This window comes from Chitinophaga sp. G7 BAM 1005 (genome assembly GCF_057126945.1).
Genome location: NZ_CP181478.1, coordinates 5,679,373 through 5,694,918 on the forward strand (window position 1 = coordinate 5,679,373; position 15,546 = coordinate 5,694,918).

The 15,546-nt window shown below is 46.2% G+C and carries 14 protein-coding genes; 1 reads left to right on the forward strand and 13 read right to left on the reverse strand.

Features of this window, described 5'->3' with window-relative positions; genetic code table 11:
• Nucleotides 1-33: 33 nt before the first annotated feature.
• The 10 genes from ACMXI2_RS22505 to ACMXI2_RS22550 all read right to left on the reverse strand — a co-directional run bounded on the left by ACMXI2_RS22505 (nucleotide 34) and on the right by ACMXI2_RS22550 (nucleotide 10,412).
• Nucleotides 34-909 (reverse strand): LpxL/LpxP family acyltransferase, encoded by an 876-nt coding sequence (locus tag ACMXI2_RS22505; protein ID WP_483778305.1) that lies wholly within the window; start codon nucleotides 907-909, stop codon nucleotides 34-36.
• Nucleotides 909-1,166: an acyl carrier protein gene (locus ACMXI2_RS22510; protein ID WP_079470541.1), complete on the reverse strand. Its 258-nt coding sequence runs from the start codon at nucleotides 1,164-1,166 to the stop codon at nucleotides 909-911. Before ACMXI2_RS22510 ends, ACMXI2_RS22505 begins: the two co-directional genes overlap by 1 nt.
• Before the next feature lie 95 nt (nucleotides 1,167-1,261).
• Nucleotides 1,262-2,488 carry a beta-ketoacyl-[acyl-carrier-protein] synthase family protein gene (locus tag ACMXI2_RS22515; protein ID WP_483778306.1) on the reverse strand — a complete coding sequence of 409 codons (1,227 nt, stop codon included), beginning with the start codon at nucleotides 2,486-2,488 and terminating at the stop codon, nucleotides 1,262-1,264.
• Nucleotides 2,489-2,537: 49 nt separating this feature from the next.
• Nucleotides 2,538-3,266 carry a flexirubin biosynthesis SDR family reductase FlxB gene (flxB, locus tag ACMXI2_RS22520; RefSeq protein WP_079470543.1) on the reverse strand — a complete coding sequence of 243 codons (729 nt, stop codon included), beginning with the start codon at nucleotides 3,264-3,266 and terminating at the stop codon, nucleotides 2,538-2,540.
• Nucleotides 3,267-3,314: 48 nt separating this feature from the next.
• The gene (flxA, locus tag ACMXI2_RS22525) at nucleotides 3,315-4,850 is read right to left on the reverse strand and encodes a flexirubin biosynthesis tyrosine ammonia-lyase FlxA (RefSeq protein WP_483778307.1); all 1,536 of its coding nucleotides are present in this window, start codon (nucleotides 4,848-4,850) and stop codon (nucleotides 3,315-3,317) included.
• A 146-nt stretch (nucleotides 4,851-4,996) separates the two neighbouring features.
• Nucleotides 4,997-6,286 (reverse strand): hemolysin family protein, encoded by a 1,290-nt coding sequence (locus ACMXI2_RS22530; RefSeq protein WP_483778308.1) that lies wholly within the window; start codon nucleotides 6,284-6,286, stop codon nucleotides 4,997-4,999.
• Between the two features lie 23 nt (nucleotides 6,287-6,309).
• On the reverse strand, nucleotides 6,310-7,041 hold the full coding sequence (locus ACMXI2_RS22535) for a ZIP family metal transporter (protein WP_483778309.1): 732 nt from the start codon (nucleotides 7,039-7,041) through the stop codon (nucleotides 6,310-6,312).
• Nucleotides 7,038-7,616, reverse strand: a complete 579-nt coding sequence (locus tag ACMXI2_RS22540) for a phosphatase PAP2 family protein (RefSeq protein ID WP_483778310.1) — start codon at nucleotides 7,614-7,616, stop codon at nucleotides 7,038-7,040. Before ACMXI2_RS22540 ends, ACMXI2_RS22535 begins: the two co-directional genes overlap by 4 nt.
• A 2-nt stretch (nucleotides 7,617-7,618) precedes the next feature.
• Nucleotides 7,619-8,362, reverse strand: a complete 744-nt coding sequence (locus ACMXI2_RS22545; protein WP_483778311.1) for a class I SAM-dependent methyltransferase — start codon at nucleotides 8,360-8,362, stop codon at nucleotides 7,619-7,621.
• A gap of 31 nt (nucleotides 8,363-8,393) precedes the next feature.
• Nucleotides 8,394-10,412, reverse strand: a complete 2,019-nt coding sequence (locus ACMXI2_RS22550) for an LTA synthase family protein (RefSeq protein WP_483778312.1) — start codon at nucleotides 10,410-10,412, stop codon at nucleotides 8,394-8,396.
• 166 nt (nucleotides 10,413-10,578) lie between these two features.
• Here ACMXI2_RS22550 and glmM point away from each other — a divergent pair, with 166 nt between their 5' ends.
• The gene (gene glmM, locus ACMXI2_RS22555; RefSeq protein WP_483778313.1) at nucleotides 10,579-11,961 is read left to right on the forward strand and encodes a phosphoglucosamine mutase; all 1,383 of its coding nucleotides are present in this window, start codon (nucleotides 10,579-10,581) and stop codon (nucleotides 11,959-11,961) included.
• A gap of 198 nt (nucleotides 11,962-12,159) precedes the next feature.
• On the opposite strand, the gene ACMXI2_RS22560 is transcribed toward glmM, so the two are convergent.
• The 3 genes from ACMXI2_RS22560 to ACMXI2_RS22570 form a co-directional block, all read right to left on the reverse strand.
• A complete protein-coding gene (locus ACMXI2_RS22560) occupies nucleotides 12,160-13,287 on the reverse strand; it encodes a cysteine desulfurase family protein (RefSeq protein ID WP_483778314.1) in 1,128 nt (375 codons plus the stop codon).
• A gap of 193 nt (nucleotides 13,288-13,480) precedes the next feature.
• Nucleotides 13,481-14,212, reverse strand: a complete 732-nt coding sequence (locus ACMXI2_RS22565; protein ID WP_079470552.1) for a LytR/AlgR family response regulator transcription factor — start codon at nucleotides 14,210-14,212, stop codon at nucleotides 13,481-13,483.
• On the reverse strand, nucleotides 14,209-15,501 hold the full coding sequence (locus tag ACMXI2_RS22570) for a sensor histidine kinase (RefSeq protein ID WP_483778315.1): 1,293 nt from the start codon (nucleotides 15,499-15,501) through the stop codon (nucleotides 14,209-14,211). Before ACMXI2_RS22570 ends, ACMXI2_RS22565 begins: the two co-directional genes overlap by 4 nt.
• Nucleotides 15,502-15,546 lie beyond the last annotated feature (45 nt).

Below are 15,546 nucleotides of genomic sequence, written 5' to 3' on the forward strand. Positions count from 1 at the left end.
ATTATACGAAATTATTAACAGTAAAAACACGCATTATTCCCAAAAATCGTAATAATTGAACCATTGTACCGGGTAACGGTATACTTTTTCTTCCACATGATGCACAAAATCCTGCAGGGCGGTTTCTACTCCCTGGTTACGCCGGCCGTGGTACGAGCGGGGTTCTGTGGCAAAAAAATGATAATGGGTAGCCGATTCCTTAAAGGCAAATACTACAGAAACCGGCACCCGGAAGGTGGCGGCCAGCAGGAAAGGACCCAGCGGGAAACGGGCATCCTGGCCTAAAAAAGGAACCGTTACGGTTTTATTGCCCGGCAGGAACCTGTCGGCATGCATACACACCAGTTCCTTATTACTCAATGCTTCATTGATAGCATAAATATGCGACAGGTCGTCTTTGATCACAATAATATTCATGTTCCGGTCGCCCGTAATACCAGACAGATAATCTTTGATCCGCTGATGTTCACCGTCAAACATCACAATATTGATACGGGTTTGCAGGCGTTTGAACAAATGGCCGGCCACTTCCCAGTTACCCACATGTGCGCTCAGCAGGATGCCGCCTTTACCACCGGCAATCATTTCACGCAAATGATGTTCTCCCTCAAACTCAAAGGTGAATTTATTGGACATGTCTGCCATCACCACTACCTTATCGATCAGTGTTTGGCCAAATACATGATAATTCCGGTATAAACTGAGCAATGCGCGGCCCCTGCTATAACCAATTTTGGTACGGAGATAATGATAGACAGGTTTTGAGGAACTCCAGGAAAATGCAAAAAAATAGAAGGCTACAAATCTCAGCAACATATACGCAGGCACCACCCCTCCATGCTTCAACAGGAAAACAAAACAACTATATCCGAACTTACTCCCCTTAGATTTTCCTTGCCAGGAAGGCATTATACCAGTTCTTTTTGTTGTACACGAGTGGCTACATAGTTGTAGAAATCCTGGAAGGTGACAATAGCCTGGAACTCTTCAGGATTTACTTTAAATCCGAAGTTATCTTCTATTACTACCACCATATCGATATAATCCAAACTATCCAGGTCCAGTGTGGATTTCATATTTGCTTCCGGCGTGATGGCTTCAGGGTTTGCTTCAAACTCCTCTACCAGAAACTTATTCGTAACAGTTATTATCTCTCTAATGTCCATAAAAGTGTGAAATCAGATATAGGTCGGTTAATAATTTGTGTTTATTCAGTCTATTGGTCAGCTAATCCTATTCCGAGCGCCAAAGTTAAGGATATTTATTTTCCATTCCACCCCCTTACTACCAGAGATGAATTTGTTCCCCCAAAACCAAAAGAGTTGGACAAAAATATATTAAAATTTTTATTAATTGTACTGGTTACAATATTTAACCTGGCGGCATCTTCATCCGGGTTATCCAGGTTGATATTGGGGGCAATAAAGCCGTGTTGCATCATAAGCATAGAATATACAATTTCACTGGCGCCCGCCATCCAGCATTCATGGCCGGTCATGGACTTGGTAGAGCTTACGTAGGGCCGGGAAGCGCCAAACACTTCATGAATCGCTTTGGCCTCGCTGGCATCACCGGCGGCGGTGGAGGTGGCGTGTGCGTTGATATACGCTATATCGCCCGGTTGCAAACCGGCATCCTGCAGGGCTATCTGCAGGGATCTTACGGGTCCGTCTACAGTTGGATTGGAAATATGCGCGCCATTGGAAGAAAAGCCATATCCCAGCACTTCGCCTAAAATAGTGGCGCCCCTGCGCTGTGCAGATTCCAGGCTTTCCAGTATCACGGTGGCAGCGCCACCACTGGGTACCAGCCCATCCCGGTCGCGGTCAAATGGCCGGGAAGCGCGGGTAGGATCTCCTTCTCTCACGGAGAATGCGGCGATGGCATCAAAATTTCCCATCGCATACACATTTACTTCCTGGGCGCCGCCACAGATCACAGCGTCCTGCATACCATTCCGGATAAACATATATCCGAGCCCAATGGCATGTGAGCCGCTGGCGCAGGCCGCGCTTACTGTGAAATTTACGCCCCTGAGCTTAAAAATAGTAGCCAGGTTCATATTCACCGTGGAGTTCATGGTCTGGAAAACAGATCCGGAACCCACCAGCATCGTATCTTTTTTAGCCCGCATCACATCATTGGCTTCTACCACTGGTTTTGCGGAGCTGTCGTTACCATATAAAAGTCCTATCGGTGTGGAGTCAATATATTCAGGTGTCATACCTGCCTGTGCGAGCGCTTCACGGGTGGCCATGTAGGCAAACTCCGCCTGTTCCGGCATCATGAGCCTTGCCCGGCGATCCAGCAACCCTTTGAGTTCAGGTCTTTCTATATACCCGGTTAGCCCGGAACGGTAGCCAAATGTTTTCCTTTCGGGATCCAGCACAATACCGGATTTGCCCTGATACAATGAATCTTTTACTTCCTGCATATCCTTTCCGATGCAGGAATAAATTCCCATCCCAGTGATCACTACTCTGTTCATAGCTCTTAGCTTTTAGCGGTTAGCCTATAGCCCAGTTATATTGACGTTATTAAGTGTGCAGCCCCCCATTGATGTTCAAAATTTCCCCGGTAATATAACCTGCCGACCTGGAAGCCAGGAAGGCCACTGCATCCGCTACCTCTTCGGCGGTGCCAAAGCGGTTCATGGGAACCTGCGCTGCCAGCTCTTTTTCATTAAGCTCGGCGGTCATATCTGTTCTGATGAAACCGGGCGCAACGGCGTTCACCGTTACCCCTCTTTTGGCGACTTCCTGTGCCAGTGCCTTTGTAGCGCCGATTACCCCTGCTTTGGCGGCAGAATAATTGGTTTGACCGGGTAACCCTTTGATACCAGACAGCGATACCATGTTAATGATACGCCCGTAACGTTTTAGCAACATGCCGTTCAGCACCTGCTTGGTTACATTAAAAAATCCGTTCAAACTGATATTGAGTACATTGCTCCACTGCGCCTCATTCATCCAGAACATCAGGGAATCTTCCCGGATGCCTGCATTATTCACCAGTACTTCTATCTGTTGTTCTTTATTGTTTTCTACCCAGCTGCCCAATACCTGTTGTACTTCGGCGGCATCGCCTACGTTAAACGGCATCAGTTCACCGGTACTGCCTTTTGCCTTCACTGCCTCCAGCGTTTCCAGCGCTGCAGCCTCATTTCCTTTGTAGTTGATCAGCACATGATAGCCCGCTTCGGCCATCTTAATACATACTGCCCTGCCTATGCCTCTGGACCCTCCTGTTACTAATGCACATTTCATGAATTACAAATTACGAATGACGAATGACGGCTAACCACAATTATTTGATCAGAACTGAATCGGCATGTTCTTTACCAGGTATGCTTTAATTTGCTGAAGATCTTTATAGCGCGGGCTGTCCTCAATAAATTTAGGGAAAATTGCTCTCACTTCCTGGTATACTTTGTGAGAGAATCCCGCCAAACGGTCCTGGCAATTCAGATAATCCACCGCCTGTAATACCGTCATCACCTGTATAGCCAATACCTGGAAAGTATTCTCTATTACTTTGCTGGTCATGATAGCAGCGTTGGTTCCCATGCTCACAATATCCTGGTTATCGTTGTTGTTCGGAATACTGTGCACATACATCGGGAACGACAAAGTCTGGTTTTCCGCCACGGTGGAGGTTGCCGTAAATTGCACTCCCTGCATTCCAAAATTGAAGCCAAGTTTGCCCAGGTTCATAAACGGCGGGAATTTGTGATTCAGTTTTTCGTTCAGCAGGTAGTTGAGTTGTCTTTCTGCCAGCATCGACAATTTTGTGATGGCTATCTTGATTTTATCCATTTCCAGGGAGACATAATCGCCGTGGAAATTTCCGCCGTGGAAAACGTTTTCCAGGTGATGATCCACTACTGGATTATCACTCACGGAATTCAGTTCCTGTACCACCAGCTTTTCTGCCTGTGCAAGGGTATCGTAAACGGGACCCAGGATCTGTGGTACGCAACGCAGGGAATAATACTCCTGTACTTTATCTTTAAAAATTTCTTCTTCCAGTTCTTTATAAAGATGATCAGGGCGATGGCGGACCATTTTGCTGCCTGTGAGGATCTCCCGCATTTTAGCGGCAATTTGCTGCTGGCCTTCATGCTTTTTCACAGCATTCAGTTCGGCCGACAGGTGGTCGTCAAACGCTTCCACGATTTCATTGATCATGGCAGATAATACCACCGACCAGCCCAGCAGTTTCTTTGCTTCAATGAGGTTTACCAGCCCAATGCCCGTCATGGCGGAAGTACCGTTTATAATGGCCAGTCCCTCCCTCACGTGGATGCCTATCGGTTTCAGGTTCAGTTTAGCAAAAACATCTGCCGTAGGCTGATATTTATCTTCATACCATACCTCTCCTTCGCCGATCAGTACCAGCGCCAGGTGGGCCAGCTGTACCAGGTCGCCGCTGGCTCCTACGCCACCATGCTCAAACACGCACGGATATACGTTTTTATTGATCAGGTCTTTTAAAAGATGTACCACTTCCGGGTGAATACCGGAATGCGCCTGCATAAAGCTGCTCAAACGCGCGATCATCAGGGCTTTGGTATGCAACGGCGACATACAGTTGCCGGCGCCGGAGCTATGGCTGCGGATCAGGTTATACTGCAACTGGAAAGTATCTTCATCGCTGATGCGGTATTGGGCCATCGGACCAAAACCGGTGTTGATACCGTAGATCAGTTTCTTTGCCGAAAACTTTTCGAGGAATAGAAAACTAGCTTCCACCTGCTGCAAAGCTGCTGTTTCCAATGTCAGCTCTTCTCCTCCCAAAAGAACCCTGTACACTTCTTCCAGGGACAGTGCCTTACTTCCTATTGCAACCATTTTATCTTAAATTAAATTATTTGTATATGTAAAAAAGTGCTCAAAATTAGTATAAAGCTAGATTTATCCAAATAAATAACACCCCCATTCAACGAATTACGGGTAATTACGCATGCGGTTATTACTTATCGGGGAAAGGAGCAAGCCTAATCTGTTGTTGTTGGCGGCGGCGGTATAACCAGTACTTTGTCGATACGATGCGCATCCATGTCCACTATTTCAAATGTAAAATCTCTCCAGGAGAACTTTTCTCCTGTTTGCGGAATATGTTCCAGGTGATGCAGGATAAACCCTGCCAGCGTATCAAAATCCTGTTCAAACTCGGTCATCCAGTCTTCTTTATCAAATTCTTCCAGGAAATCATAAAACGGAATCTGGGCATCTACGAGCCAGGTACCATCTTCCCGGAGTACCATTTCATAATCGTCGCTTTCAGCTGTTTCCGGCATATCACCTACAATGGCTTCCAGGATATCATTCAGCGTAATCATTCCCAGGAAAGTGCCATATTCATCCACAATAAAAGCGGCGTGCAGGTGTGTTTCCTTAAACTTCTCCAGTACCTGGTAAGCGGTATTGTTTTCCGGCACAAACAACGGCTTACGGATAATCTCCGTAAGCGGGGTCGACTTTCCGGCTACGGAATACAGGTCCTTGATGGTAATTAATCCTTTAATACTGTCTATCTGTCCGTCGCACACAGGATACACCGAATGCAGGCTTTGGAGAATTGTTTCCCGGTAGGTAGCAGGTTCATCGTTGATATCCAGCCAGGTAATATCATTACGGTAAGTCATAAGCGAGGTGATATTACGGTCGCCCAGGTGAAACACCCTTTCTATGATCTCCTGTTCAGTTTCTTCAATAGCGCCGGAGCTGGTACCTTCATTAATAATGGCTTTGATCTCTTCTTCCGTAACATGGGGCTCACCGGATTTGAGATTTAGTAATTTTATCAGCGCCGCAGAAGATGCAGTTAATAGCCAGATAAAGGGAAAGGTAAGCCAGGAAAGCACCTGCATTGGCTTAGCCATAAACTTGGCAATCGCTTCCGGTTTGGCCAGCCCGATACGTTTCGGCACCAATTCTCCCAGTACCATAGAAAAATAAGTGATCACCACTACAATGATGACGGTAGCTACCACACTGCTGTATGGTTGTATAGCCGGAAAGGTATTAAGCCAGGCCATCACATCTGTTTTGATGTTCTCGCCTGAATAAATACCCGTTAAGATGCCGATCAGGGTAATACCGATTTGCACGGTAGAAAGAAAGGTGTCCGGATTGTTGGCAAGCTTTAAAGCTGCCTTTGCTTTTTCATCCCCTTTATTGGCCTGGTTCTCCAATCGGATCTTCCGGGCCGAGACCAACGCTATCTCCGACATCGAGAAAAGGCCGTTCAATAAAATAAGGATGAGGATAATGACGACTTCCATATATAAAGCCTAAAAATAAAAAATTATTCAAATATCAGGGTTAGAAATGCCAGAAGCAAGCCCAGGGCTATTGCCAGCACTTTTTTCCTGCTGAGTTCATGATGTTTGGTACCACTTTCGTAAAAGATAGTAGTGGAAATGTGCAGAAATGCACCCACTACCAGCGCTACCACGTATAAAAGGTAATGTTGTATTACTTCAAAACGGCTGCCCAGCCAACCCGCCAGTACAGCGGCCAGCGGCGTTACCAACGCGAAAATGATCAGTATCCGCCATAGATCCGCCCGTTTCTTGTGGGCGTGCATCATCACCGTAATGAGTGTTAATGCCTCCGGAATTTTATGGGCAGCCACGCCCGCCATGAGCGAGGGCAGCGCCGAATGATCATTGTACTTAAAGCCCAGCGGCACCCCTTCCATGAACGCATGGATGGAAAGCCCCAGCAAAAGCGGGGTCACCGCAATATGATGGTGATGCGTCTGCGGCATATGGGTATGGCCGTGTTCCATACCGTGTGAGAGCTGCTGCAGGAATACCTGCAGGAAAAATCCCAGCACAATATAAACGCCCGCCTGGTGACCCAGCGCCTCATACACTTCCGGCAGGAGGTGCATAATGATCACCCCAAAAAGAAAAGCCCCTGTAAATGCGAGCAGATAAATGGAAAAGTTGGCATTGACGCGTTTTACTGTCATGGGAATAATCCCACCAGCAATGGTTGCGGCCAGTATTAGTATCAGATAGTTCCAGTTCATGATGCGAGTTCAGACTCCAGTCTTATGCGGCGTTGAAAGAAACTACCGCTCAGCAGTCCGATTAAAATACCCAGTACTGCACCTCCTGCTACATCGAGCGGATAGTGCACGCCTACGTATACCTGTGCATAGGCAATAGCAGCCGCCCATACAAAAAATAACCAGGCGTACCGGTGAAATGCCTGTTTTAAAGTTATGAAACAAAATGTAGCCAGGGCAAAATGATTAGCGGCATGATTGGAAGTAAAGCTCCCGCTCATAGGACAATACACCACTAATAGCCGGGCGTAGTGCGACACCAGCGGATCGCGGCAGGGCCGCACCCTTCCGATCGCGCTTTTCAGGTACAGGCTACTCTGATCTGCCACGCCAAAGCACAACAGGAAAAACAGTATCCAGAAAAGGCCCTTCCAGCCATAGTTAATAGTAACAAACAGCCCCAGGAACAGGTACAACGGCGCCCATACAAAAGGCTCCCTTAAAAAAGGCAGCACCACATCCAGGAATCCATTATACCATTGACCGTTAATATGAAAAAAGAGCCGGAGATCCTCGCGGAGTATCGATTCAAGCATGGCTATGATTTTGTGGCGATGATGATCAGTCGTGGCGAACGCTGTTCATCATAGCTGTTAAAGTGATAGTCGCCGAATATTTCTGTTATTTTGAGCCCCTGTTTGGCGAACATGGCCTCAAACTCCTGCCTGGTAAAGGCATTCACGCCTTCGGTGTACGTAGCGCGACGCATCTTTTCCTTATCCAGGATACTGATCTGCTTCATAAATTTATGCGCTTTCAGTTCCCGGCGGATATCAAATACCACGTTATCTTTTTCCTTTACTTCATCGTTCACCAGGTGAGCAGCTACATAATTGCTGTTCAGATAGTCCAGTACCAGTTTGCCTCCTGGTTTCAGGGCATTTTTGAGCGTACGCAATGCGTTGTCATTGTCGCGCTGCGTTTCAAAATAACCAAAGCTGGTAAAGAAGTTAAACACCACATCGAAGTAGTTTACCCAAAAAGGTAAACGCATGTCGTGCTGAAAAAAGCTGAGGTGGCCATTTTCCAGCTTTTTTGCGATATTAATACTTTCGATAGAAAGATCGATCCCGGTTACATAGTAACCTTTATCCGCCAGGTATTTGGCATGCCGTCCCCTTCCACAGGCTACATCCAGCATTTCCGCAACCGGCGCCGGTTGCAGATAGGTGAGTAACTTATCAATAAATGCTGCGGCTTCCCTGTCATCCCGGTTGTTGTACAACAGATGATAATAAGGAGAATTAAACCAATCTTTAAACCATAGTTTATCTACTTCCATATTTTGTGCAGCTATAGGCAGAAGCTAACAGCTATTTTTTATTATTAAACATCAAATATCGGGTGCTTTCGTAAAAGCCACGTGTTAAATTATCGAGGCTTTTCGCTGTATCCGGCTGCTGGGCACGGATATTCTTCAACGGGTCGCCTTTCAGATCGTACAGTGCGGCAGCATCTGTAACCAGGTTGATTTCATACAGGTAACGATCGCCCAATGTAGCGTAAAAAGGCATCTGATTACGCAGGTAAGTCATGAACACATACTTATCGTTCACCCGGGTACTATCAAACAGGTCTACGCCCAATGTATAATTTTTATACGGCATTCCCACCAGTTTCGCTACCGTAGGATACACATCCAGCAAGCTTCCGGGGGTATTAACCTGTTGCGGCGCCAGGTGCCTGGGACTGTACATAAATGCGGTTACGTGTACCCCGCCGGTGGATAATTCATATTCCGGCAACGGCATAAAACTGTATGGATTAAGCACACAGTTATGATCTCCGAAAAATACAAAAATGGTATTATCAAGATAGCCATCTTTACGGGCCATATTAATAAGGTGCCCCACGTTATAGTCTTCATACCTCAGCGCATTGAACTGATCCACCGACACAAAACCCGATTGTTTGAACTTTTTCATGTCCAGGTCCTTCTCCGTCAGCTTTTTAAAATCGCCGGCGCCGCTGGTAGTGGTGTACGGCGGGTGATTATCTGCCAGCTGGAGGAAGGCCACAAAAGGTTTCTTCTTATCATTATCTTCTTTAAAAATACCACTGGCTTCAGTGATCAGGTCATAGTCGGAGATGCCCCATACATCTGCCTTCGCGGATTTGTACATGCCCTCTTCATAAATGCGGACACCTTCCACATTGTTGGTAAATACCGCGCGGATATTGGCCCAGTTGGTATTTCCCCCTAGCAGATACAATTTGTCGTAGCCTTTGAACTGGTCCATCACAATACGCTGATCCAGCATTTTAGGGTGACGGCTGGCTGTTTTCACTGCGGTAATGTCCGGTAAGCCGGTGTGCACACCAAATACTGTTTTGGCGGTGCTGATGGCCGGCACATAAAAGTTTTTAAACAGGATGCCGCTGTCTGCCAGGCGTTGCATATTGGGTGTGGCCTGCATGGGATTTCCGTACATACTGGTTACTGCCGCACCGGTAGATTCCAGCATTACCAGTACTACGTTGAGCCGTTGCCTGCTGCTGTCGCCGGCAACGGTACGAACATAGTTGAGGTTATTCACATCGGCGGAATCCACTTTAAGGTAGGAAGCCAGGGACGGGTAATATTTTTTGGTGGCTTCGAGATTATAGGTATCCCCTTTTACAGAGAAGTTGGATGCAAAATACAGGATGGGATTGAGTCCCAGGCTGGTTACGCCGTTGTCGCGGGTAAACATGGCCTGGCTCCAGCGCAGCGGGAAATAAGCGATGTTTCCATAGATGCCTGCGGCAAACAACAGCACCATCCCTGTTACACAGCCGGTAAATGGCCATTTACGGAGGTAGATCACCGGCTGGGCGGCAAATTTTTTCCAGGTAGCCTTCTGCAAACGGTATACAAGAAACATGAAAACAAAAATTCCCAGCGCGCCTCTCACCACCGGGTAACTTTGCCATACCATCCGGGCATTGTCTGCCCGCTCCCCTTTTGCCAGGAACCTCAATACGGAAGGGTCAAGACGTTGCCCCAGGTAGTCGTAATGACCAAGGTCCAGTATATAAAGAAGGGTGAGTAACAGGTAAATAAGGAAGAAGTAGATAAAATTGGTATTACGTATAGCCCTGGACGCAAAAAATTTATTCCGGGTAATCAGCGTTAATAACAATATGGGGATCATGAGGTAAAGTGCCATCCGGAGATCAAATCTTAGTCCCAGGTTCCAGGCTTTGAATATTGCTGCATGCTCCGTAATGGTTGTTTTAAAGAAGAACAGGTAAAATATAGCCCTGAACATCACCATTAGCAGGAAGAGGTAAAGCGTTTGAACAAACACATAACGAATATACCGGGGTATATTCTTCCACGAGTATCGCATGTAACGTATAGCTGTTTTTTGAAAAGCGTAGCTGCAAATATAGTGAAAAGTGATGGCGGAAAATTGAAAAACAGTAATGAAAGCGGCGTATTCGTGGTCATCTTTTCATAATTAGGTTTTCTGGAATGGATTTTTTTATATTTGCCTTCCTTTAAAATTGAATCTTGTGGCACTGATCAAATCGATATCCGGCATACGCGGAACCATAGGCGGTAGGCCCGGCGAGGGACTTTCTCCATTAGATGTGGTAAAATTCACAGCCGCTTACGGCACCTGGCTGAGCCGGCAAACAGACAACCGTAAGGTGGTAATAGGCCGTGATGGCCGTATTTCCGGCGAAATGGTAAAAAACCTGGTAGTATCCACCCTCAACGGGCTCGGGATTGATGTAATAGACCTCGGTTTGTCCACCACCCCCACCGTGGAACTGGCGGTAACGATGGAAAATGCCGCAGGCGGTATTATTCTCACTGCCAGCCATAATCCGAGAGAATGGAACGCCCTGAAGCTGCTGAACAGCAAAGGCGAATTCATTTCCGGTGAAGACGGCGCACAACTGCTGGAAATAGCCGAACAGGAAGACTTTAACTTCGCAGATGTAAATAAGCTCGGCTCCTACACGGCAGACGATTCTTATCTGCAGAAGCATATCGACCTGATCGTGAATTACCCGCTGGTGGATGTGCCTGCCATTAAAGCACGCAACTTCAAAATTGTGGTGGATGCAGTGAATTCTACCGGCGCATTATTTGTCCCTCCCCTGCTGAAAGCATTAGGCGTGGAAGAAGTAGAAGTGCTGTTTGCGGAAGTAAACGGCAAATTCAGCCACAATCCCGAACCGCTGGCAGAAAACCTCACCGCTCTTTCCAATGAAGTAAATAAATCCAATGCCGACCTCGGTATTGCCGTTGATCCGGATGTAGACCGTTTGTGCTTTGTTTGTGAAGATGGCAGCATGTTCGGGGAAGAATACACCCTGGTGGCAGTAGCGGATTACGTTTTAAGCAAAAGAAAAGGTAACACCGTTTCCAATATGTCTTCCACACAGGCGCTGAAAGATGTAACCCTCAAGCATGGCGGTGAATATACCCCGTCTGCAGTAGGTGAAGTGAATGTGGTAAGGAAAATGAAAGACACCAACGCGGTGATCGGCGGAGAAGGCAACGGCGGCATCATTGTTCCTGACCTCCACTACGGCCGTGATGCCCTGATTGGTATCGGGCTGTTCCTGAGCCACCTGGCACACAGCAAAAAAAGCATCAAGGCTTTGCGCAACAGCTATCCCGACTATTTCATCTCCAAAAATAAAATAGAGCTGGATAAAGGCGTAGATGTAAAAACTATCTTCGAAAAAATCAAGGTAAAGTATAAAAACCAGCCTTTAAATACCGAAGACGGACTGAAAATAGAGTTCGATAAAGACTGGGTACATCTCCGTACATCCAATACAGAACCTATTATCCGTATTTATGCGGAAAGCCAGAATGAAACTACGGCAGACAATATCGCCAAAAGGATCATGCAGGATATTAAGGAGTTTATGCATTAGATCGCCTTCGGCGATGCGGATTTTGTCTTGGCTCAGGATTACGCTGATTTTACCGATTTTTTGGATTTTTATAATGATTAAGGGAGATAAAAGCGAATATATCCGCTTATATCTCCCTTAATCATTATAAAAATCCAAAAAAACAAAATCCAAAAAATCAGTATAATCAGCGTAATCCTGAGTCAAGACAAAATCCGCTTACATCAGTTCTTTCAGTCTTTCCACTACCTGGTCCACTTCTTCTTTGGTGTTATTTTTACAGAAGGAGAAGCGAACGGCAATTTGATTAGGATTACTATTGATGGCGCGAATAACGTGAGATCCCGCATTGGCGCCGGAAGTACACGCACTGCCGCCGGAGGCGCAGATGCCGTTGATATCCATATTAAACAGGATCATCTCCGTTTTCTCAGACTTGGGAAAAGCCACATTCAGTACGGTGTAAAGGCTGCTGCCATACAGATCGCCATTAAAGGCTACTTCAGGAATATGTTTTTGCAGCTGTTCGGCCATGTACATACGCAGGCCATTGATATGCGCGCTGTGTTCTTCATGGTGTATAGTGGCCAGTTCCAGGGCTTTTGCAAAACCGATAATACCATACAGGTTTTCGGTGCCGGCGCGCATGTTACGTTCCTGGCTGCCTCCCTGGATGAAAGGCGTTATTTTAACATTTTCATTGATGTACAGGATCCCTACTCCCTTGGGGCCGTGAAACTTATGCCCGGCGCCGGTGATGAAGTGTACAGGAGTATTGCGCAGATCAAACGGATAGTGACCTACGGTTTGCACCGTGTCTGAATGAAAGATAGCGTCAAACTCCTTGCAGAGGTTCCCTACGGCATGAATATCCAGCAGGTTACCGATTTCATTGTTGGCGTGCATGAGGGATACCAGGCAGCGCTCTCCGGAATTCTGCAGCAGTTCACGCAGGTGGTCCATATCAATATGGCCGGTAGGCAGCACATTCACAAAAGAAAGGGCTACGCCATCGTGGTGATGCAGGTATTCTACGGTGTGCAGGGTAGCATGGTGCTCAATGGGCGAAGAGATAATGTGCTTGCAGCCCAGATCTTTTACCGCGGCATTGATGGCCGTATTGCTACTTTCTGTACCCCCGGAGGTAAAGAAAATTTCTCCCGGATGTGCATTTAATGTTTTGGCGACTGATTTACGCGCATTTTCGATACCCAGTCTTGATTCCCGTCCGTAAGAATAGATAGAGGAAGGATTACCGAACTTTTCCGTCATAAATGGCAGCATCGCTTCCAATACCGCTGGATCCAGCGATGTGGTAGCTGCATTGTCGAAGTATATTCTTTCCAATGTTTGGTGGTTTTTGATAAAAGAATAATAATTAATGGTGGTTGGTGGTCTTAAAAGGTAGCGAAGTTCCGAAAATTTTGGGATTTTTGATTTTGGTTTTTTATAAGCGGAAATTTAAAAGGTGAACAATACGCCAAAACAGTTGAAGCGTGTTGTCCACCTTTTAATGCACATCTCCCGAAGGGAAAATATATTATGAATTTCTGTTAATCACGTCATAGAACCGGTCGCGGTACCCATCTGAAATGGGGATCGACTGGTTGGCGATCATCACGGTATTCTTTTCCACGCAGTTGATTTTGTTAAGTGAAACCAGGTACGACCGGTGTACCCGGATAAATTTATCGGCCGGTAAACGGGTTTCAAATGATTTCAGGCTGCGTAGTGTGAGTACCGGCAGGTTTTGTGTATAGATCTTCGTATAGTCTTTCAGTGCTTCGATGAAAAGAATGTCTTCCAGATTGATCTTGATGATCTTGTATTCTGTTTTTATAAAGATGTAGTCATTTACCCATGCGGCATCCATTGGGATGGCGTTATTGCCGGCGCTTACATTTTTCTGCTGGGTAGCAGACCATGTTTCGCTGGCTTTGGCAGCCGCCTTCAGAAAGCGTTCAAAAGGAACGGGCTTCAGGAGATAGTCTACCACATCCAGGTTAAAGCCATCCAGGGCATACTCTCCGTAGGCAGTGGTAAACACTACCATTGGAGGGTATTTCAGGGACTTCAGGAACTGGATCCCTGTAATATCGGGCATTTTGATATCAAGGAATACCAGGTCTACCGGTTCGTCCTGGATGAAGCGTAACGCGGTGGCCGCGTTTTCGAATTTACCGGCCAGGGTCAGAAAAGGAACCTTACGGATGTAGTCTTCCATGATTTCCAGCGCCAGCGGCTCGTCATCCACTGCAATACACTTTATCATTTTTTCAACGCAATTTTAAGATCAACAATAAATTGGTTCTCGGTTTCCGTGATATCAATCTCATGTTCATGCTCGTAGAGCAATGCCAATCGTTTTAATACGTTGTCCAGGCCAATTCCGCCCCTTTCGGCTACCCGTTCTTTAAAGTGACTGTTCTTAACTGTTAATCTGATCATATTTTCAGTTGTAGCAATATCTATATATATAAAGGAATCTTCGGTATAACTGATCCCGTGTTTAAAGGCGTTTTCCACAAAAGGCACCAGCAGCATCGGTTCTATTTCCACACCATCCGCGTTGCCGTTTAACTGGTAGCTGATTTCTATATCCTTTGGTAACCGCAAACGTTGTATTTCAATGTAATCATGAAGGTATTTCAGTTCGTGCGACAGCAATACCCGGGCTTCATTGGACTCATAGATCATATAGCGCATGATGGTTGACAGCTTCAGAATGGCATGTTCTGTTTGCGCCGATTGTTTATGAGCCAGTGAGTAAATAGTATTTAGACAGTTAAAAAGGAAGTGAGGATTAATCTGCGACTTTAAAAATTTTAATTCCGCATTTAATTTCTCCACTTTCAGCTCTTCCCGTTGTTTTTCGCTTTTAAACCATTCCAGGGCAATCTTTATAAATCCGCTCATAAACAACATGAGCAGTGCAAAAAATCCGGACCTTCGCAACACCTCCGGAAAAAGCAAATACTCCAGGATAGTTGGCGCATCCGGCTCCATCATTGGCATTCCGGGCAGTGCAGGAGCAGCGGCAATACCTGCAACGGCAACACCAGCAGTATCGTCAGGAGCGGGCTTTCCCGCAGTTACCTGGCCAACGGGGATAGCCTGTGCCTCTGCCCCCATCAATCTCTCCCTTATCATCATACGACGACGATGAAACGGTGGGAAGTCGTCGGATGTTACTTCTGAATTGTTAAATTTTCTATCCATGCGTATCGTCATCATCGGATGTGGCCTGCGCGCATAATTCCGGAAGAAATAATAATTTAAAACCGCCTGTTGCGCCGTGATAAAAACGATCAGTAAAACGATGCTGCTGAGATAGATGGCAATTTTTTTCCCGTTAAAAAAACGGGGGATCAGCACATATATATTGAGATAAAAAATACCGATGAGAAACAGGTTATCAATAAGTTCTTTTATAAAGAAACCTGTATGCAGGATCTGGATGCGATAAATGAAAAATGGAAAAAACAGAAAGCACGCCCAGCCAAGGATGTGCAGTGAAATGAGGAAGGGACGACTTTTGATAATCTGTTTAAAATTTAGCATCACATTATTTGATGCGATAAACTTACACCAGATAGGGTTAGGCTT